This is a genomic window from Variovorax multivorans (assembly GCF_051216835.1).
Taxonomy (GTDB): Bacteria; Pseudomonadota; Gammaproteobacteria; order Burkholderiales; family Burkholderiaceae_C; genus Variovorax.
Genome location: NZ_JBPJZL010000006.1, coordinates 457,673 through 474,490, shown reverse-complemented (window position 1 = coordinate 474,490; position 16,818 = coordinate 457,673). Strand labels below are relative to the sequence as shown.

At 64.4% G+C, this 16,818-nt stretch carries 18 protein-coding genes; 9 read left to right on the top strand and 9 right to left on the bottom strand.

The window, feature by feature from the left end; all coding sequences use genetic code 11:
* Window positions 1-14 precede the first annotated feature (14 nt).
* The gene (speD, locus tag ACSFCA_RS18480; RefSeq protein ID WP_435460265.1) at window positions 15-395 is read right to left on the bottom strand and encodes an adenosylmethionine decarboxylase; all 381 of its coding nucleotides are present in this window, start codon (window positions 393-395) and stop codon (window positions 15-17) included.
* Between the two features lie 145 nt (window positions 396-540).
* Between speD and tkt the strand changes: the two genes are divergently transcribed.
* From tkt to ACSFCA_RS18460, 4 genes are all read left to right on the top strand, one after another.
* Window positions 541-2,595, top strand: coding sequence for a transketolase (gene tkt, locus ACSFCA_RS18475; protein WP_435460266.1), 2,055 nt, complete (start codon window positions 541-543; stop codon window positions 2,593-2,595).
* Window positions 2,596-2,649: 54 nt separating this feature from the next.
* Complete coding sequence (gene gap, locus ACSFCA_RS18470) at window positions 2,650-3,651, top strand: type I glyceraldehyde-3-phosphate dehydrogenase (RefSeq protein ID WP_435460267.1); 1,002 nt, start codon at window positions 2,650-2,652, stop codon at window positions 3,649-3,651.
* Between the two features lie 164 nt (window positions 3,652-3,815).
* Window positions 3,816-4,604: a HipA family kinase gene (locus ACSFCA_RS18465; RefSeq protein ID WP_435460268.1), complete on the top strand. Its 789-nt coding sequence runs from the start codon at window positions 3,816-3,818 to the stop codon at window positions 4,602-4,604.
* Complete coding sequence (locus ACSFCA_RS18460) at window positions 4,601-5,467, top strand: DUF3037 domain-containing protein (protein ID WP_435460269.1); 867 nt, start codon at window positions 4,601-4,603, stop codon at window positions 5,465-5,467. Before ACSFCA_RS18465 ends, ACSFCA_RS18460 begins: the two co-directional genes overlap by 4 nt.
* 66 nt (window positions 5,468-5,533) lie before the next feature.
* Here ACSFCA_RS18460 and ACSFCA_RS18455 read toward each other — a convergent pair whose 3' ends face one another.
* The 3 genes from ACSFCA_RS18455 to ACSFCA_RS18445 all read right to left on the bottom strand — a co-directional run bounded on the left by ACSFCA_RS18455 (window position 5,534) and on the right by ACSFCA_RS18445 (window position 7,192).
* Window positions 5,534-6,082, bottom strand: a complete 549-nt coding sequence (locus ACSFCA_RS18455; RefSeq protein ID WP_435460270.1) for a hypothetical protein — start codon at window positions 6,080-6,082, stop codon at window positions 5,534-5,536.
* Window positions 6,083-6,166: 84 nt separating this feature from the next.
* Window positions 6,167-6,730, bottom strand: coding sequence for a YajG family lipoprotein (locus ACSFCA_RS18450; protein WP_435460271.1), 564 nt, complete (start codon window positions 6,728-6,730; stop codon window positions 6,167-6,169).
* A 153-nt stretch (window positions 6,731-6,883) separates the two neighbouring features.
* Window positions 6,884-7,192: a putative quinol monooxygenase gene (locus tag ACSFCA_RS18445; protein ID WP_258352129.1), complete on the bottom strand. Its 309-nt coding sequence runs from the start codon at window positions 7,190-7,192 to the stop codon at window positions 6,884-6,886.
* Window positions 7,193-7,305: 113 nt separating this feature from the next.
* On the opposite strand from ACSFCA_RS18445, the gene ACSFCA_RS18440 reads away from it, so the two are divergent.
* A complete protein-coding gene (locus ACSFCA_RS18440; RefSeq protein WP_435460272.1) occupies window positions 7,306-8,631 on the top strand; it encodes an Nramp family divalent metal transporter in 1,326 nt (441 codons plus the stop codon).
* Here ACSFCA_RS18440 and ACSFCA_RS18435 read toward each other — a convergent pair.
* The 3 genes from ACSFCA_RS18435 to ACSFCA_RS18425 form a co-directional block, all read right to left on the bottom strand.
* Window positions 8,628-8,969, bottom strand: a complete 342-nt coding sequence (locus tag ACSFCA_RS18435; protein WP_435460273.1) for a protealysin inhibitor emfourin — start codon at window positions 8,967-8,969, stop codon at window positions 8,628-8,630. The genes ACSFCA_RS18440 and ACSFCA_RS18435 overlap by 4 nt on opposite strands.
* Window positions 8,966-10,051, bottom strand: coding sequence for a M4 family metallopeptidase (locus tag ACSFCA_RS18430; RefSeq protein WP_435460274.1), 1,086 nt, complete (start codon window positions 10,049-10,051; stop codon window positions 8,966-8,968). The genes ACSFCA_RS18435 and ACSFCA_RS18430 overlap by 4 nt, the downstream gene beginning before the upstream one ends.
* Before the next feature lie 78 nt (window positions 10,052-10,129).
* Complete coding sequence (locus ACSFCA_RS18425) at window positions 10,130-11,059, bottom strand: LysR family transcriptional regulator (RefSeq protein WP_258352133.1); 930 nt, start codon at window positions 11,057-11,059, stop codon at window positions 10,130-10,132.
* A 114-nt stretch (window positions 11,060-11,173) separates the two neighbouring features.
* Here ACSFCA_RS18425 and ACSFCA_RS18420 point away from each other — a divergent pair, with 114 nt between their 5' ends.
* From ACSFCA_RS18420 to ACSFCA_RS18410, 3 genes are all read left to right on the top strand, one after another.
* The gene (locus ACSFCA_RS18420; RefSeq protein ID WP_435460275.1) at window positions 11,174-12,265 is read left to right on the top strand and encodes a tartrate dehydrogenase; all 1,092 of its coding nucleotides are present in this window, start codon (window positions 11,174-11,176) and stop codon (window positions 12,263-12,265) included.
* Window positions 12,266-12,337: 72 nt separating this feature from the next.
* Window positions 12,338-13,348, top strand: a complete 1,011-nt coding sequence (locus ACSFCA_RS18415) for a tripartite tricarboxylate transporter substrate binding protein (protein WP_435460276.1) — start codon at window positions 12,338-12,340, stop codon at window positions 13,346-13,348.
* A gap of 94 nt (window positions 13,349-13,442) precedes the next feature.
* On the top strand, window positions 13,443-13,733 hold the full coding sequence (locus ACSFCA_RS18410) for a YciI family protein (protein ID WP_258352136.1): 291 nt from the start codon (window positions 13,443-13,445) through the stop codon (window positions 13,731-13,733).
* 21 nt (window positions 13,734-13,754) lie between these two features.
* Here the strand turns inward: ACSFCA_RS18410 and ACSFCA_RS18405 are convergent, their stop codons facing one another.
* Together ACSFCA_RS18405 and ACSFCA_RS18400 are read right to left on the bottom strand one after the other, a co-directional pair.
* On the bottom strand, window positions 13,755-14,813 hold the full coding sequence (locus tag ACSFCA_RS18405; RefSeq protein ID WP_218132224.1) for a pirin family protein: 1,059 nt from the start codon (window positions 14,811-14,813) through the stop codon (window positions 13,755-13,757).
* 165 nt (window positions 14,814-14,978) lie between these two features.
* The gene (locus tag ACSFCA_RS18400; RefSeq protein WP_435460277.1) at window positions 14,979-15,395 is read right to left on the bottom strand and encodes a VOC family protein; all 417 of its coding nucleotides are present in this window, start codon (window positions 15,393-15,395) and stop codon (window positions 14,979-14,981) included.
* A 271-nt stretch (window positions 15,396-15,666) separates the two neighbouring features.
* Here ACSFCA_RS18400 and ACSFCA_RS18395 point away from each other — a divergent pair, with 271 nt between their 5' ends.
* Complete coding sequence (locus ACSFCA_RS18395; RefSeq protein WP_258352139.1) at window positions 15,667-16,632, top strand: LysR family transcriptional regulator; 966 nt, start codon at window positions 15,667-15,669, stop codon at window positions 16,630-16,632.
* Window positions 16,633-16,818 lie beyond the last annotated feature (186 nt).

The following is a 16,818-nucleotide window of genomic DNA, read 5'->3' as shown; positions in this document are numbered from 1 at the left end:
GGCCCGCACGGTGCTCACGCTGCGATCTGCCCGCGCCGCAGTTCGTTGCGCTCGCTATGACGGGGCTGGAACACCGAAATCAGGCACTCCATCAGCGCATGCGCCTTGGCCGAATGGTCGCCGCCGAAGTTGCAGACGTACACATCGAGCGTCACGCCGCGCTGCTCGGGCCAGGTGTGGATGCACAGATGCGATTCGGCCAGCAGCACTGTGGCCGTGACCCCGCCCGGCCCCTGCGGCGTGGCAGGAAAGGAGTGGACCAGCTTGCCCACCGCCTGCAGCCCCGCGGCCGACACCGCCTTGATGCAGACAGCCCCCAAGGCGGGGCCGTCGATGAGCCATTGGGGACCGCATTGGCAGTCGTGAAGGTCGGCGGTGAGGTGCAGCCCATGCATGGGTGGCAACTCTAGCAGTCCGCCCGCCGCACAAGAACATCGGAAGGGTGTTCAGGCTGTATCGGGGGCGGTTGGGGCTCGCCCGGTAAAATCACGGGTTCTCCCGACCCCAATCCTCCCTTTTCCCTCCGAAAGTCCACCGCACATGGCAAACCACGCCCTGATGGCCAACGCAATCCGCGCTCTGGCTATGGATGCCGTCCAACAAGCAAATTCCGGACATCCGGGCGCACCGATGGGCATGGCCGACATGGCCGTCGCACTCTGGGGCGAACACCTGCGCCACAACCCCGCCAACCCGCACTGGTTCGACCGCGACCGCTTCGTGCTGTCCAACGGCCATGCCTCGATGCTGCTGTACTCCGTGCTGCACCTCACCGGCTACGACCTGCCCATTGGCGAGCTCAAGAACTTCCGCCAGCTGCACAGCAAGACCGCCGGCCATCCTGAAGTCGACGTGACCCCGGGCGTGGAAACCACTACCGGCCCGCTGGGCCAGGGCATCACCAACGCCGTGGGCTTCGCGCTGGCCGAGAAGCTGCTCGCCGCCGAGTTCAACCGCAAGGACCACGACGTGGTCGACCATCACACCTACGCCTTCCTGGGCGACGGCTGCATGATGGAAGGCATCAGCCACGAAGCCTGCGCGCTGGCCGGCGCCTGGCACCTGAACAAGCTGATCGCGCTGTACGACGACAACGGCATCAGCATCGACGGCCAGGTCAAGCCCTGGTACATCGACAACGTGGCCGAACGCTTCCACGCCTATGGCTGGCACGTGATCGGCCCGATCGACGGCAACGACGCCGCCGAAGTGTCCAAGGCCATCGCCAAGGCCAAGCAGTCGACCGACAAGCCCACGCTGATCAACTGCAAGACCGTTATCGGCAAGGGCAGCCCGAACCGCGCCGGCACCGCCAAGGCGCACGGCGAGGCGCTCGGCGCCGAAGAAATCAAGCTCACGCGCGACGCCATCGACTGGCACTACCCGCCCTTCGAGATCCCGGCCGAGGTGTACGCCGACTGGGACCACAAGGCCGCTGGCGCCAAGACCGAAGCCGCCTGGAACGACAAGTTCGCCGCCTACGCCGCCGCGTTCCCCGAACTGGCTGCCGAGTTCACCCGCCGCATGAAGGGCGAGCTGCCCAAGGACTTCCACCAGGTCGCTTTCGACACCGTGGTCGCCGCCCACACCAAGGCCGAGACCGTCGCCAGCCGCAAGGCCAGCCAGCTCGCGCTCGAAGCCTTCACGGCCGCGCTGCCCGAAATGCTCGGCGGCAGCGCCGACCTGACCGGCTCGAACCTCACCAACACCAAGAGCACCGCCGCTCTGCGCTTCGATTCGAAGACCGGCGCCGTGGTCCGCACCGAGCCCACCGAACAGCACCCCGAAGGCCAGATCGGCCGCCACATCAACTACGGCGTGCGCGAATTCGGCATGGCCGCCATCATGAACGGCGTGTCGCTGCATGGCGGCTACATCCCCTACGGCGGCACCTTCCTCACCTTCAGCGACTACAGCCGCAACGCCATCCGCATGGCCGCGCTGATGAAGCGCCGCGTGGTGCACGTGTTCACGCACGACTCCATCGGCCTCGGCGAAGACGGCCCGACGCACCAGTCGATCGAGCACGCCGCCTCGCTGCGCCTCATTCCGAATCTCGACGTCTGGCGTCCGGGCGACACGGCGGAAACCGCCGTGGCCTGGGCCGTGGCGCTGCAGAACCAGTCGCGCCCAACTGCGCTGCTGCTGAGCCGCCAGAACATCGCCTACGCGGCGAAGAGCGAACTCGGCGACATCAGCCGCGGCGCCTACGTGCTGTCCGAGCCGGAAGCCGTCGGCCTGAAGAACAAGAAGACCGTGGCCGTGATCATCGCCACCGGTTCGGAAGTGCAACTCGCGATTGCCGCGCAGAAGCTGCTGGCCGACAAGAAGATCGCCGTGCGCGTGGTGTCGATGCCCTCGACCACCACCTTCGACCGCCAGGACCTTGCCTACAAGAAGGCCGTGCTGCCGAAGAAACTGCCGCGCATCGCCGTCGAAATGGGCTGCACCGGCGGCTGGTGGAAGTACGGCTGCGCCGCCGTCGTCGGCATCGACACGTACGGCGAATCGGCGCCCGCGCCGGAGCTGTTCAAGTACTTCGGATTCACGGCAGAGAACGTTGCCGCCACGGTGGAAGCGGCATTGCGCGACTGATCGGATCGTGCCGGTTCACGACAAACAAGTTTTTCAACCTTAGGAGCAAGTCAGATGGCTATCAAACTCGGTATCAACGGCTTCGGCCGCATCGGTCGCAACGTGCTGCGCGCAGCAGTGCAGAACTTCAAGAACGACATCGAGATCGTTGCCATCAACGACTTGCTCGAGCCCGACTACCTCGCCTACATGCTCCAGTACGACTCGGTGCATGGCCGCTTCAAGGGCGAAGTCACGGTTGAAGGCAACACGCTGATCGTGAACGGCAAGAAGATCCGCCTGACGCAAGAGCGCGACCCCGCGCAGCTGAAGTGGAACGAAGTCGGCGCCGACATCGTGCTCGAATCGACGGGCCTGTTCCTCACCAAGGAAACGGCGCAGAAGCACATCGACGCGGGCGCCAAGAAGGTCATTCTGTCGGCACCGTCGAAGGACGACACCCCCATGTTCGTCTACGGCGTGAACGACAAGAAGTACGCCGGCGAAGCCATCGTCAGCAACGCCAGCTGCACCACCAACTGCCTGGCCCCGCTGGCCAAGGTGCTGAACGACAAGTGGGGCATCAAGCGCGGCCTGATGACCACCGTGCACGCAGCCACCGCCACGCAGAAGACCGTGGACGGCCCGAGCAACAAGGACTGGCGCGGCGGCCGCGGCATCCTGGAAAACATCATTCCCTCGAGCACCGGTGCCGCCAAGGCCGTGGGCGTGGTGATCCCCGAGCTCAACAAGAAGCTCACGGGCATGAGCTTCCGCGTGCCGACCTCCGACGTGTCGGTGGTCGACCTGACGGTCGAGCTGGTGAAGGAAGCCACGTACAAGGAAATCTGCGCTGAAATGAAGGCACAGAGCGAAGGCGCGCTCAAGGGCGTGCTGGGCTACACCGAAGACAAGGTCGTGGCCACCGACTTCCGCGGCGACCCGCGCACCTCGATCTTCGATGCCGAAGCCGGCATCGCACTCGACGGCACCTTCGTGAAGCTCGTGAGCTGGTACGACAACGAATGGGGCTACTCGAACAAGTGCCTGGAGATGGTGAAGGTTGTTTCGAAGTAAGGCTTCGCGGCTTCAACGAAAACGCGCCCGAGGGCGCGTTTTTTTATGGCGTTGAGACGAATGCCCGCTTCGCTAATTCGGTTGGATTCTTCTGGAAAAGCGCACACCACAAAGCGTAAGAGAATGCGGGCAAAGAATCAGTTGCCATTTCGAGGAGGGATCACATGTTTGAGCGTGTTGAAGCGATTCGCTTTGACCGAATGATGAGCAATGGCCGCACTCGACCGATGCTTATTGTTTGTGATGGCGTTGACGGAGAGGTGGAGCTCGTCGCGAAGTTTTCTGAAGGCTGTTCCATTGGAGGGCTAATTCGTGAGGCAATGACCGCGATGCTCGCCTTGGATATTGGCCTGCCTGTGCCAGCACCATACTTAGTTGAACTCTCGGCAGACTTTATTGACAGCATCCCTGATTTGACGGTTGCCGACTTTCTGCGCAAGAGCGACGGGTTCGGATATGGCTCTCGCAGACTGCCAGATGGTTATTCCGTCTGGATCGAGCCAGCCGGCAGGATGTCTAGTGCCCTTGAGCAAGAAGCAATCGAGATCTTCGCCCTCGATTGCTGGCTGACCAACGGGGACCGGCATGTAAAGAACCACAATCTACTGACAAACGGCAAGCGCTTTGCAATTTTCGACCATGAACTTGCGCTGATGACAGACCTGAATTTGTTCTGGAAGGAGCCTTGGCAAGTCAATGCATTGGACGGTGTGCGCCCCCCGCTGGAGCATGTTTTCTATAGCCGTCTGAGAGGTAGAGCCAACTATCCGATCGAGGGTGTGTGCACCCGCCTTGCTGCTCTGACAGACCAGCGGATCAGCGACTACGCCGATGCCCTCCCACCCTCATGGGCGGCTGAGGTACAGACGGTCGCCAAGGCCAGAACCTTTATCATGTCCCTTCGCGACAACCTCAACCCGGCAGGGACAGAACTGAAGAGGGCTTTGTCATGAATACCACCGCTCGCACGCCTTACAGTTACGTCGTATTGCGCTACGTCCACGACATCGGGACGGGCGAGTTCATTAACGTCGGTGTGGTGTTGATGGCCGCGCGGGGCTCGTATGTTGGCGCGAAGTTCAAGACTGCCTATGGGCGTGTGAAGAAGGCATTTCCCTCGGTCGATCCCGATGTCTTTCGCGCGAGGATGAAGCGTCTTCAGACGACTTTCGATCACATCGCGGAGGGTGACTTCAGTGCAGTAAGGGTAGTAGACCAAGAGGGCGTCGGGCGCATCGAGCAACTGGTGCATTCGGTCATACGCGCAGACGATAGTTCGTTGCAGTGGTCACCCGTCGGAAGTGGACTGAGCAAGGACTTGCCGATGACGTTGTTGGCGTTATTTCAGAGGTTCGTCACGAAGTACGACACAGACCTCACCAATGTGCCTCGCAAGGATGATGATGTCTGGAAGCACTTCCGGACTGAACTCGAGAAGCGCAACGTGTTGTCCCACTTAGAGGAAAAAGTAATTGCCGTAGCTGACGATGCGGTGAAGTTTGAGCATGCGTGGAAGAACGGCGCCTGGCATTGCTACGAGCCGCTCTCGTTCGACCTTTCAAGCGATGCATCGATCAAGGAGAAAGCGCATCGGTGGTTGGGGCAGGTGTCAAGCATCAAGGATGCACGCGAAGACTTTCACGTCTACTTCCTTGTGGGCAAGCCGACGGATGCTGCGCTGAATGATGCTTATGAAAAGGCGGTCAGCATCCTTCGCAAGGCCCCAGTTAGTGAAGTTGTCGAAGAAGAGAGTGCTGAAGAGTTTTCGAAGACTGTGGCCAACGCGATCTCCAAGCATGAGATTCGGCCTCTTTAGATCGAATGCAAGCGGCAGAAACACTGCAAGTCCTATGCCTTGAAGGCCGGCACGCGCAACGGTAGTTCAACGCAACTTCTCGTCCCTGCGAATCTCGCTGCTCAGCTGCGACGTCAACCGCGTTGCAGCCCTTCGAGCCGCCAGTCCGAAGTCGCCCTTGAACTCGCCGAACTCCGCCGTGCCGTTGCCCGTCGCACGCACGCGCGTGACTTCGGCGCCCGCAGCGTCGGTCACCACGCACGAAACCTCGGCCGTGAACGAAGTCGGCGGCCAGCTGATGAACGACGACGAACTGGAGTCGGTCTTGATGCGCGGTGCGAACACCAGCGACACGCCGGCTGCTTCGTTCGCCTTCGCGTCACCGGCGGTACGCAGCACCACCACGTCGCGGTACACCGCGCGCAGCGCATCGCGGATCGACTTCTCCAGGTCGCGATACGGGTAGTAGCTCACGCGGTCGCCGCTGCCGCCGGGGGTGATCACCTCCAGGTCGCGATCGGCATCGGTCATCACGTAGGCGACCTTCTTTTGAATCAGGTGCGCTGGCGAGCGTTGCGGCGCGGTCTCGGTGATCATCGTGATCGGATGCACGCAGCCAGCAAGCAGCAGGGCCATGAGTGCCGCGCCCGTAACACGTCGAATCGCGGTCATCGGAAGTAAGAAGAACATCATCATCGAAGCGCCTCCAGGCCTGTGAGGTCAGCGGCCGATGGCGGCCACGAACTGCGGATCGGCATACACCTGCCGCAGCAAGGCGCGCACGAGGCGCGGGTACGCAGCCTGTCCGGCTGGCACTGCAACGATGCTCGCGTAGCTCGAATCGAAGGCGGTCTCTGCGCGGTAGGTCTTGCGCAGGCGCTGCGTGCCGTCGCGCGTGACGGTGACTTCGACGTCCATGCGGCCGGTGCCGTTGATCACGCCGAGGTCGATCTCGTTAACCAGGATGCGCGCCGCGATGCGCGTGGGCGCCTTCGGGTCGTAGACGGAGATTTCGCTCAGGTCGCGCATCAGCGCGTCCTGCAGGTATTGCGCGAAGCTGCCGCTGGGCGACAGCAGCCTGGCGCTGCGCAGGCGCACAGTGTTGACCTTGTGTTCCGGCTCGGTCGGTTGCGCTTTCACGAGCGCCACCGGTCCGGGGCGCGTGGCCTCGAGGCGGTCGAGCGTCTCGTAGTCGGCCGCGTAGGGTGGCGCCAGCAACGGCGCGCAGCCGGTCGTCAGAACAAGGGCGGCCAGTAGTGCGCCGGGCGCGAGCCAAGCGCGCAAGCGGAAACCTCGCGAACGAAAGATCGCCATGCCTGCTGTCCCTCTCTCCATGCGGCCGTGCGATGCATGCATGGTGCATCCGCGATGCCTGCTCCCCGGCGCGACGGTAGCACGCATCGCGCCGCGCGCGAAGGCGGGAAACTCAGGCCGGCTTCAGACCGGTTCGAGCACGTGAATCAGCTTGCTCTCGGTGAACTCTTTCGTCTTCTCGCTGTGGGCCTTCATATGCGGTGCGACCGCGTGCGCCTGCAGGTGCGCCAGCGTTTCCCACTTCTCGACGACCACGAAAGTGTCGGGGCCGAAGCTGGCCTTCGATGCCGGGACGCCCTGCGCATCGACCGTGGCGCCGTATTCGATGCAGCCCTCTTCGGCCAGCACGGCTGCGCGGTTGGCAGCAAAGGCTTCGAGCAGCTTGGCGCGCTGGCCCGGCTTGGCGGTGATGACGGCGACGACGTGAATCATTGAAAGAGTCTCCAGTTGGTAAGGTAGTACGACGGTCGAATCTAAGAGATTCGGCGCCGTCGCGCTGGTCCGGTCCGCGACAACACCACGGCCTTGTCCCTATCATCGCCCGCATGTTCTTCCCGCTGCCCCGCACGGCCACCGCGCCCTTCTGCCCATCCGAAGTGAAGGGCAGCGTGGCCGTTCCGCAAGACCTGCCTTTCTTCAAGAAGCTGATGCGCTATGCGGGCCCGGGCCTTCTGGTGTCGGTCGGCTACATGGACCCGGGCAACTGGGCGACCGACATCGAGGCCGGCTCGCGCTTCGGCTACGGCCTGCTGTTCGTGGTGCTGCTCGCGAGCCTCGCGGCGATGCTGCTGCAGACGCTGTGCGTGCGGCTGGGGCTCGTGGCGCAGAAGGATCTGGCGCGCGCCTGCCGCGAGCATTACTCGCCGCGCGTCAACCGCCTGCTATGGCTGGGCGCCGAGCTGGCCATCGTGGCCTGCGACCTCGCCGAGGTGCTGGGCAGTGCGCTCGCGCTGCATCTGCTGTTCGGCGTGTCGATTCCGGTGGGCATTGCCATCACGGCCTTCGACACGCTGCTGGTGCTGGGCCTGCAGGGCGCGGGTTTCCGCCGCGTGGAGGCCATCGTGCTCGGGCTGGTCGGCACCATCGCGGGCTGTTTCGTCGTCGAGCTGGCGATGTCGCCGCCCAACTGGTTCGGCGTGGCGATGGGCTTCGGCCCGAGCCTGGAGCGGCTGCACCAGCCGGGCGCGCTGTACCTGGCCATCGGTGTCGTCGGCGCGACGGTGATGCCGCACAACCTGTACCTGCATTCGTCCATCGTGCAGACCCGGCTGATTGCCGACACCGATTCGGCGCGCCGCGAGGCGGTGCGCTTCTGCACGCTCGACGCGGTGGTGTCGTTGTCGCTCGCGCTGCTGGTCAACGCGGCCATCATGGTGCTCGCCGCCAGCGCCTTTCATGCCACGGGCCACCGCGAAGTGACCGAGATCGACGACGCCTACCGGCTGCTCGAACCCATCGTCGGCAGCGCGTTCGCGGCCACGCTGTTCGGCATTGCGCTGCTGGCTTCGGGGCAAAGCTCGACCTTCACCGGCACCATCGCGGGCCAGATCATCATGGAAGGTTTTCTCGACCTGAAGATCCCGTGCTGGCAGCGCCGGCTGATCACGCGTGGGCTGGCGCTCGGCCCGGCCTGGCTTGGCGTCTGGTGGTTCGGCGATGGTGGCGTGGGCAAGATGCTGGTGCTCAGCCAGGTGGTGCTGAGCTTCCAGCTGCCCTTTGCGATGTGGCCGCTCATTCGCTTCACGAGCAGCCGCGCGATGATGGGCGGCTTCGCCAACGGGCCGGTGGTGAAATCGCTGGCCTGGCTGTTGTTCGGCGTGATCAGTGCGGCCAACGTGTGGCTGGTCGCCACGGTGGCCGCCGGCAACTAGCGCTTGCCGGCGGCCTTCCAAAGGTGCACCAGCGCTTCAGGTGCCTCGGCTTCCGGCACCTCGAAGCTCACGGAGATTTGTTGGTGTTCTTCTTCAGTGCTTTCCACGACCACCTCGACGCGGTAATAGCGCTGGTCGCCGCTGGACAGCGCGGCACCAGCCTGCCCCGCATGCGGCACCGCGCTTTGCAGCGCATCGCCGATCTGCCGGCGCAGTTCGGCGGTGCAGTCGCCGAGCTGGAAGCTGCGCGGCTGCGACAGGCCCGGCATGTAGGCCACCCCGCCCTCGCGCGTCACGCGCACGACGGTTGCTTCGTTCAGCGGCGGCAGGTGGATCATGGCGAGATCACTCCCACGCCCTGCCAGGCGCCAGCCACCGCCTTGTGCACCGCGCTGCCATCGCCGAAGCGCCGCGAGGCGACGTCGGTGCTGAGCGTTGCGAAGGCCTCGAAATCGGCGTCCTGGCGCAGGCGCTTGTCGCATACCGCGTCGTACCAGACACGGCCCGCGGTTTCCCATGCCTGCCCGCCGATGGCCATGGCCGCCAGATAGAAGGCACGGTTCGGAATGCCCGAGTTGATGTGCACGCCGCCGTTGTCCTGCGAGGTGGTGACGAAGTCCTTCATGTGCGCCGGCTGCGGGTCCTTGCCGATCACCGGGTCGTCGTAGGCGGTGCCGGGCTCGGCCATCGAACGCAGGGCCTTGGCCTTCACGCTCGGCATGAAAAGGCCCGCGCCGATCAGCCAATCGGCCTGCTGCGCCGTCTGCCGCAGCGAGTGCTGCTTCACGAGCACGCCGAACACGTCGCAGATCGATTCGTTGAGCGCGCCGGGCTGCCCCTGGTAGACGAGCCCGGCCTCGTGGTCGATCACGCCGTGCGTGAGCTCGTGGCCGATGATGTCCACCGCGATGGTGAAGCGGTTCATGACCTCGCCGTCGCCATCGCCGAACACCATCTGCTCGCCGTTCCAGAAGGCGTTGTCGTAGTCCTTGCCGTAGTGCACGCTGCCGGTCAGCGGCATGCTCGCGCCGTCGATGGAGTCGCGCTCGTACACGTCGTGGTACAGCCGCCAGGTTGCGCCCAGGTGGTCGTAGGCCTCGTCGGCCGCGATGTCGCCGGTGGCGGGCCGGCCCTCGGTGCGCACCAGCTTTCCTGGCAGCGTGGTTGTGTGCGCCGCGTCATGGATGGCGCGCTCCGGCGAGTTCGGTCGCGCCGGGCGTGGCCGCGCGGCCGTCGTGCTCGCTGTGCCCGAGGCAAGCTTTGGCGGCACGAAGCCGCGCAGCGCGCGGTGCTCGCGATCGATCGTCAGGGTGTTCACCGCACGCGCGCTGATGGATGCGCTGGCGTGCTCGGCGAGGCGGCTCAGCAGGTACGGCGGTATGAAGCCAGGCGGCAGGGTCTGCGGTGTGCGCGACGGCATGGGCGGGCCTTTCGTCGGGTGTCGATTGATTCAAAACACCGTAGCAGAAACACCTGTCCGCGCTTGTCGGATTGCGGCTCAAGCCCTCGGCGGCATGTCGTCTTTTCCGAGCGCGGCGGCCATGAAGTCGACGAAAGTTCGCACGCGCGCCGACAGCTGGTGGCGCTGCGGATACACCGCGTAGATGTCGGCGTCGGGTGTGCGGTAGTTGGCCAGCACCTGCACCAGCCGGCCGCTGCGCAGGTAGCGCGCAATGTCCCACTCGGCGCGCATCAGGATGCCGTGGCCGTCCAGCGCCCAGTTGACCGCGATCTCCCCGTCGTTGGTGCTGAGCGCGCCGCGCGTCTTCACGGCCTCGGTGCGCTGCGCCGTGCCGCGCCCGGTGCTCAGCCGCCATATGCCGTAGGCCTCGTCGCCCTGGCGGATGCCGATGCAGCGGTGGTGCGTGAGGTCGTTGGGCACCTTGGGCTGTCCGGCGCGCGCCAGGTAGGCGGGCGAGGCGCACAGCAGCCGCCGGTTCGACGCGATGCGCCGCGCGATCACGCGGGCCTCGGGCGGCGCGCCGAAGCGTATGCAGACGTCGAAGGCATCGTCGGTCAGCGGCGGCGGGTTGACCGAGAGCTGCAGCTGCACTTCCACCTGCGGATGCTTGCGTGCGAACTTCGAGATCAGCGGCGCCACGTGGCTGCGCCCGAAGCCCAGCGTGGCGTTCACGCGCAGCAGGCCCTGCGCCTCGCCCTTTGCGCCGCCCAGCAACTGAGCCATGTCGTCGATCTCACCGAGGATGCGGCGCGCGTGCGCCACGTACAGCTCGCCCTCGGGCGTGAGGCTCATGCGCCGCGTGGTGCGGTTCACCAGCGTCACGCCCAGGCGCGCCTCCATCAGCGCGAGCCGCTTGCTCACCGCGGGCGTGCTGATGCCGAGTTCGCGCGCCGCCGCGCTCAGGCTGCCGCAGGCCGCGAGCGAGGAGAAAAAGCCGAGGTCGGCAGGCTGGACCGGAGCAACCATGAGCGATCCGATTGTTGAACTGAGGTTAATGATGGATTCACTTTCGGCGCGAATCGTTCGGCGCGTCGGATCCTACAGTGGGCCACCACCACTACAGCGCACACAAGGACATCGATGAGCAGCTACAGCATTGCCACCATTCCCGGCGACGGCATCGGCAAGGAAGTGATCCCGGCGGGGCGCCAGGTGATGGAGGCGCTGGCCGCGGCTTCCGGCGGCGCCCTGCATTTCAGCTTCGAGGACTTCGGCTGGGGCGGCGACTGGTACCGCGCGCGCGGCGAGATGATGCCGGCCGACGGCCTCGACGCGCTGCGCAAGAAAGACGCAATTCTTTTCGGCTCCGCTGGCGATCCGCACATTCCCGACCACATCACGCTCTGGGGCCTGCGCCTGAAGATCTGCCAGGGCTTCGACCAGTACGCCAACGTGCGGCCCACGCGCATCCTGCCGGGCATCGACGGGCCGCTCAAGCGCTGCGCGCCAGGCCAGCTCGACTGGGTGATCGTGCGCGAGAACTCCGAGGGCGAGTACGCCGGCGTCGGCGGACGCGTGCACCAGGGCCACCCCATCGAAGCCGCCACCGACGTGAGCATGATGACCCGCGCGGGCGTCGAACGCATCATGCGTTTCGCTTTCAAGCTCGCTCGTTCGCGGCCGCGCAAGCTGCTCACCGTGGTCACCAAGAGCAACGCGCAGCGCCACGCGATGGTGATGTGGGACGAGATCGCGCTGCAGATCTCGAAGGAGTTCCCCGACGTGAGCTGGGACAAGGAACTGGTCGACGCCTGCACCGCGCGCATGGTCAACCGCCCGGCCTCGCTGGACACCATCGTCGCCACCAACCTGCACGCCGACATCCTCAGCGACCTCGCGGCGGCGCTGGCGGGCAGCCTGGGCATTGCGCCCACCGGCAACATCGACCCGGAGCGGCGCTATCCGTCGATGTTCGAGCCCATCCACGGTTCGGCCTTCGACATCATGGGCAAGGGGCTGGCCAATCCGGTCGGCACCTTCTGGTCGGTGGTGATGCTGCTCGAGCACCTGGGCGAGGCCGAGGCCGCGCGCCGCGTGATGGCTGCGGTGGAGCACGTCACGGCCAACCCGTCGCTGCACACCCGCGACCTGGGCGGCAGCGCGACCACGGAGCAGGTGACGCGCGCGGTATGCGCGCACATTGCCGGCGAGCCCGTGCGGCTTGCGGCCTGACCGATTCGAGCGACACGACGGTATCCGCGCGCCTCGATGCGCGCATCACAACAACGAGCCGGAGACAAAACCATGACAGCAGCTTCCTTCCCCCAGCGCCACCGGCGCACGGTGCTTCGGGCCGCGGCGCTCGCGCTCGGCCTCGGCGCCTCTGCCCTGGCGTTTGCGCAGCAACCGCCCGCCGGTTGGCCGACGCGGCCCATCAGCCTCGTCGTGCCCTTCCCCGCCGGCGGCACCACCGACGTGCTGGCCCGCGCGCTGGCCGACAGGCTTTCGCAATCGCTCGGCCAGCCGGTGGTGGTCGAGAGCAAGCCCGGCGCCGGTGCCACGCTCGGCGCCGACTACGTGGCCAAGGCCAAGCCCGACGGCTACACGCTGCTCATGGGCGCGGTGCACCACACCATCGCGACCAGCGTCTACAAGAAGCTGCCCTACGACTTCCAGAAAGACCTGGCGCCGATCACCGTCGTAGCCATGGTGCCCAACGTGCTGGTCATCAACGCCGCCAACACGCCCGCGAAGAACGTGGCCGAACTGGTTGCGCTCGCCAAGGCCTCGCCCGGCAAGCTGGCCTACGGCTCCAATGGCAACGGCACGGCGCAGCACCTGATCGGCACGCAGTTCCAGTCCAGCACCGGCACTACGCTGCTGCACGTGCCCTACAAGGGCAGCGGCCCGCTCACCACCGACCTGCTCGGCGGGCAGGTGGCGATGTCCTTCGACACCATTACGCCGGTGCTGCAACACATCAAGGGCGGCAAGCTGCGCGCGCTGGCCGTGACCACCGCGCGCCGCTCGTCGGTGCTGCCGGACGTACCGACGCTGGAGGAAGCGGGGCTCAAGGGCTTCGACATCGGCACCTGGTTCGGCGTGCTTGCGCCGGCAGCCACGCCGAAGGAGATCGTTGCGCGCCTCAACGTCGAGATGGTGAAGATCATCCACTCGCCCGATTTCGCGCAGCGCATGCAGGCCATCGGCGCCGAGCCGCTGGGCGGCACGCAGGAAGAAATGGCGCGGCAGATCCGGGAAGAGACGGCCAAGTTCGCGAAGCTGGTGAAAGAGGGGGGCGTGGTGATCGACTAGCGAGCAGTCTGTTACGGGTGTGCACACCTCGCCCGGGCGGGCGTCTTGCCAAGGTCATAGGATCGGGGCTTCCGAATTCACCGCAGCCCTGCCCATGTTCATCGTCACCCTCACCTACATCCGCCCGCTCGAAGAAGTCGACGCGCTGATGGACCCGCACATGGTCTGGTTGAGGAAGCACTACGAAAGCGGGCTGTTCGTGGCTTCGGGCCGCCAGGTGCCGCGCACGGGTGGCGTGATCCTCGCCCGTTCGGGCGACCGCGAAGGGCTGGAGGCCGTGCTGGCGCGCGACCCGTTCGTGCAGGGCGGCGTGGCGCGCGCCGACGTGACCGAGTTCGTGCCGAGCATGACGGCCCCCAGCATCGAGGTTCTGAAGACGTTCTGACGAAGAACGTCCTTTTTTCGCTCAGGCTCCCGGCACTTCCTCGTGGCCGCCGGGGTGCCGCGCAAAGCGCGCGGCCTCGCGGTCGTGCACCGGCGCCGGATCGTCCCATGGCCAGCCGCCGAACTGCGTACGGCGGTAGTCGGCCATGGTCTGGCTGATCTCGGCCTGCGTGTTCATCACGAAGGGGCCGTACTGCGCCACCGGTTCGGCGATCGGGCGGCCCTGCAGCACCAGGAACTCGCTCGTCTCGTCGTTGCCGTTGACGATCTCGACGGCCGCATCCGCGCGCAGCTCGACGGCCGCCGGGCCTTCCACGCGCTCGCCGGCAATGTGCGCCACCGCCCCCTTGAAGAAGTACAGCATGCGCCGCGTGCCTTCGCCCGTGGCGGCCGGCAGCGTCCATTGCGCGCCGGGCGTCATCTTCAGCGTCCAGATCGCCACGTCGGCGTCGGCCTGCGCGGCCCATGAATCGGGCGGCGGCGCCAGCGGCTGGATCGGGTCCTGCCCGCTGGCGGCATCGCCGAGCCGGCCCGCGATGACTGCAACCTCGGTGCGGCCGCCCTTCGCGTCGTCGGAGGCGAAGCGCGGAATGGCGTCGGACCAGAACATCGTGAAGTGCGGCTCGGCCATCTTGCTCCTGGCGGGCAGGTTGAGCCAGATCTGGAACAGCTCCAGCGGGTTCGGCGCGCCGGCGTCGAGCAGCGGGAACATTTCAGAGTGCACGATGCCTTTGCCGGCCGTGAGCCACTGCACGTCGCCGCCGCCGAAGCGCGCGGTGGCGCCCAGCGAGTCGGAATGGTCGACCAGGCCCTTGCGCACGATGGTCACGGTTTCGAAGCCGCGGTGTGGGTGCGAGGGAAAGCCCGGCACCGTGTCGCCGTGGTACATGCTCCAACCGTCCTTGCGGCTGAAGTCCTGGCCGATCTGGCGGCCGGCCAGCGAGGCCTCGGGGCCCATCTGGCCGTTGGCCTTCGGGTAGGCGTCGTCGTGGTAGACGCAGAACAGGAACGGGTCGATCGTCTGCCACGGGAAGCCGAGTGGCTTGACCTGGACGACGGGGCCCTTGTTGTTGTCGGACATTTCGATATTCCTTTCCATGTGGGGCGCGGCCGATGATGCCGTGCCAGTGGATGGAATATCGGGGCGCCGCCGCCTTCCGGTAGAGGCCTTCCGTGCAACAGTGAAGAGCGCGTATGGAACGATGGGCATCGCTCTTTTTCCCTTTCGGGCGTGCCTGCCGGCGCTTTACTGCTTCGGCATTTCGGCGTTCGGGTCCATGTACACCAGCTCCCACAGGTGGCCGTCGATGTCCTGGAAGCCGTGGCCGTACATGAAGCCGTAGTCCTTCGGCTCGCTCGGGATGGTGCCACCGGCGGCCTTGGCCTTGGCCACGAGCTCGTCGACTTCGGCGCGGCTCTCGCACGAAAGGCACAGCAGCACTTCGGTGCTCTTCGACGTGTCGGTGAGGCTCTTGGTGGTGAAGGTCTTGAAGAACTCCTCGACCAGCAGCATGACGTGGATGCTGTCCTTCTGGACGACCATGCACGCGGCGTTGGCGTCGGTGAACTGCGCGTTGAAGGTGTAGCCCAGCGCGGCGAAGAAGGTCTTGGTCTTCTCGAGGTTCTTGACGGGGAGGTTCACGAAGATCTGCTTGGTGGCCATGGTGTCGTCCTGTATCGGTGGATGGATGTGGAGGCGTTTTGCGGCGTCTTGTGTACGCCGTCCACAAAAGATACCAAAGAAAATGGACGGCGTCCACATATTTTCTCGGACGTACAGCTGGGAGGCATTTTTCGGCAGAAATTTCACGACGGCCAAACCCTGCCGCTTGCGGCCCCTGAAATGCGTTGCATCCAAATGAGATCAGATCGTCAGGCACGAAGTTTGCATCAGAAAAAACTATGCAAAGGCGTGACCAAGAAGGGTGATTTCTATGAGTCAATTAACGGCGCGTTTCACCTTAAGGCAAATTAAGTACTTTGTTGCCGTGGTGGAAGAGGACAGCATCGTCGAAGCTGCGCGGAAGCTTCACATCTCTCAGCCATCCATCTCCGTTGCCATAAAAACACTGGAAGAAATACTGGATCAACAGCTGTTGATCCGGCATCACGCACAGGGTGTCTCGCTTACATCCAATGGGCGCAGAGTTTATGAACAGGCCAAGCATCTATTGCAGCTTTCTCACGATCTGGAGCAAAACTCAAACGCCGAATGGAACCTGATATCCGGAACCATTGCCTTGGGCTGCTTTGAATCCATGGCTCCGCTGTACATGCCAAAGTTGATTGCCGGATTCAAGGGTGTCTATCCGCAGATCAATATCCAGCTGCACGATGGCGAACAGCACGAACTGATGCAGGGATTGCATCGAGGGCGATTTGATCTGGCATTCTTATACGATCTGGAGCTGGGCAATTCGATATACAAGGAGGAATTGAATGCACCGCATAAACCATATGCGCTGCTCCCGGTTGACCATCGATTGGCAAGAAAAAAATCAGTGACATTGGAAGATTTGAGCATCGAGCCAATGATCCTGCTGGACGTCGTGCCAAGTCGAAACTACTTCATCGACATTTTCAAAAACCGGGGATTCCATCCAACCGTCGCGTATAGCTCGCCGTCGATCGAGATGGTCCGCTGCATGGTAGGTCGAGGTCTGGGATTTTCGTTGCTGGTCACTCGCCCGTGCACCGAAAGCACATACGACGGAAAGCAACTGGTTCAATTGGATATAGAAGATGAAATGCCTGCTTCCACGTTGATCATGGCATATCTGAAAAATAACCAGCCCTCTCCGGCAACAAGACTGTTCATGGACTATTGCCGCAGCGTGGATTTGACGCCGCCATCACAAATCTCGCGGCAAGTCAGTTCGGATATCGAATCATGCCAATGACCCCCTCGCAGGTCGTTTATTGATCGCACCAAGGGCAAGCACCTTGAGCCATTGCTAGGGGCCAGCAGCACATACCCCACTTGCGCGCGTCCCAGCGCGCAGTCGCCCCTCCAGCCGGATCAGCTCACCGAGCCGGCAGTCCAGACCGCACAGACCAGTCCACTCCGCGCAAGGGCAGGTCGACAA

Coding starts and splice junctions, on each gene's coding strand:
- speD (WP_435460265.1), bottom strand. CDS start 395: ATGCATGGGCTGCACCTCACCGCCGACCTTCACGACTGCCAATGCGGT.
- tkt (WP_435460266.1), top strand. CDS start 541: ATGGCAAACCACGCCCTGATGGCCAACGCAATCCGCGCTCTGGCTATG.
- gap (WP_435460267.1), top strand. CDS start 2,650: ATGGCTATCAAACTCGGTATCAACGGCTTCGGCCGCATCGGTCGCAAC.
- ACSFCA_RS18465 (WP_435460268.1), top strand. CDS start 3,816: ATGTTTGAGCGTGTTGAAGCGATTCGCTTTGACCGAATGATGAGCAAT.
- ACSFCA_RS18460 (WP_435460269.1), top strand. CDS start 4,601: ATGAATACCACCGCTCGCACGCCTTACAGTTACGTCGTATTGCGCTAC.
- ACSFCA_RS18455 (WP_435460270.1), bottom strand. CDS start 6,082: ATGGCCCTGCTGCTTGCTGGCTGCGTGCATCCGATCACGATGATCACC.
- ACSFCA_RS18445 (WP_258352129.1), bottom strand. CDS start 7,192: ATGATTCACGTCGTCGCCGTCATCACCGCCAAGCCGGGCCAGCGCGCC.
- ACSFCA_RS18440 (WP_435460272.1), top strand. CDS start 7,306: ATGTTCTTCCCGCTGCCCCGCACGGCCACCGCGCCCTTCTGCCCATCC.
- ACSFCA_RS18435 (WP_435460273.1), bottom strand. CDS start 8,969: ATGATCCACCTGCCGCCGCTGAACGAAGCAACCGTCGTGCGCGTGACG.
- ACSFCA_RS18430 (WP_435460274.1), bottom strand. CDS start 10,051: ATGCCGTCGCGCACACCGCAGACCCTGCCGCCTGGCTTCATACCGCCG.
- ACSFCA_RS18425 (WP_258352133.1), bottom strand. CDS start 11,059: ATGGTTGCTCCGGTCCAGCCTGCCGACCTCGGCTTTTTCTCCTCGCTC.
- ACSFCA_RS18420 (WP_435460275.1), top strand. CDS start 11,174: ATGAGCAGCTACAGCATTGCCACCATTCCCGGCGACGGCATCGGCAAG.
- ACSFCA_RS18415 (WP_435460276.1), top strand. CDS start 12,338: ATGACAGCAGCTTCCTTCCCCCAGCGCCACCGGCGCACGGTGCTTCGG.
- ACSFCA_RS18410 (WP_258352136.1), top strand. CDS start 13,443: ATGTTCATCGTCACCCTCACCTACATCCGCCCGCTCGAAGAAGTCGAC.
- ACSFCA_RS18405 (WP_218132224.1), bottom strand. CDS start 14,813: ATGTCCGACAACAACAAGGGCCCCGTCGTCCAGGTCAAGCCACTCGGC.
- ACSFCA_RS18400 (WP_435460277.1), bottom strand. CDS start 15,395: ATGGCCACCAAGCAGATCTTCGTGAACCTCCCCGTCAAGAACCTCGAG.
- ACSFCA_RS18395 (WP_258352139.1), top strand. CDS start 15,667: ATGAGTCAATTAACGGCGCGTTTCACCTTAAGGCAAATTAAGTACTTT.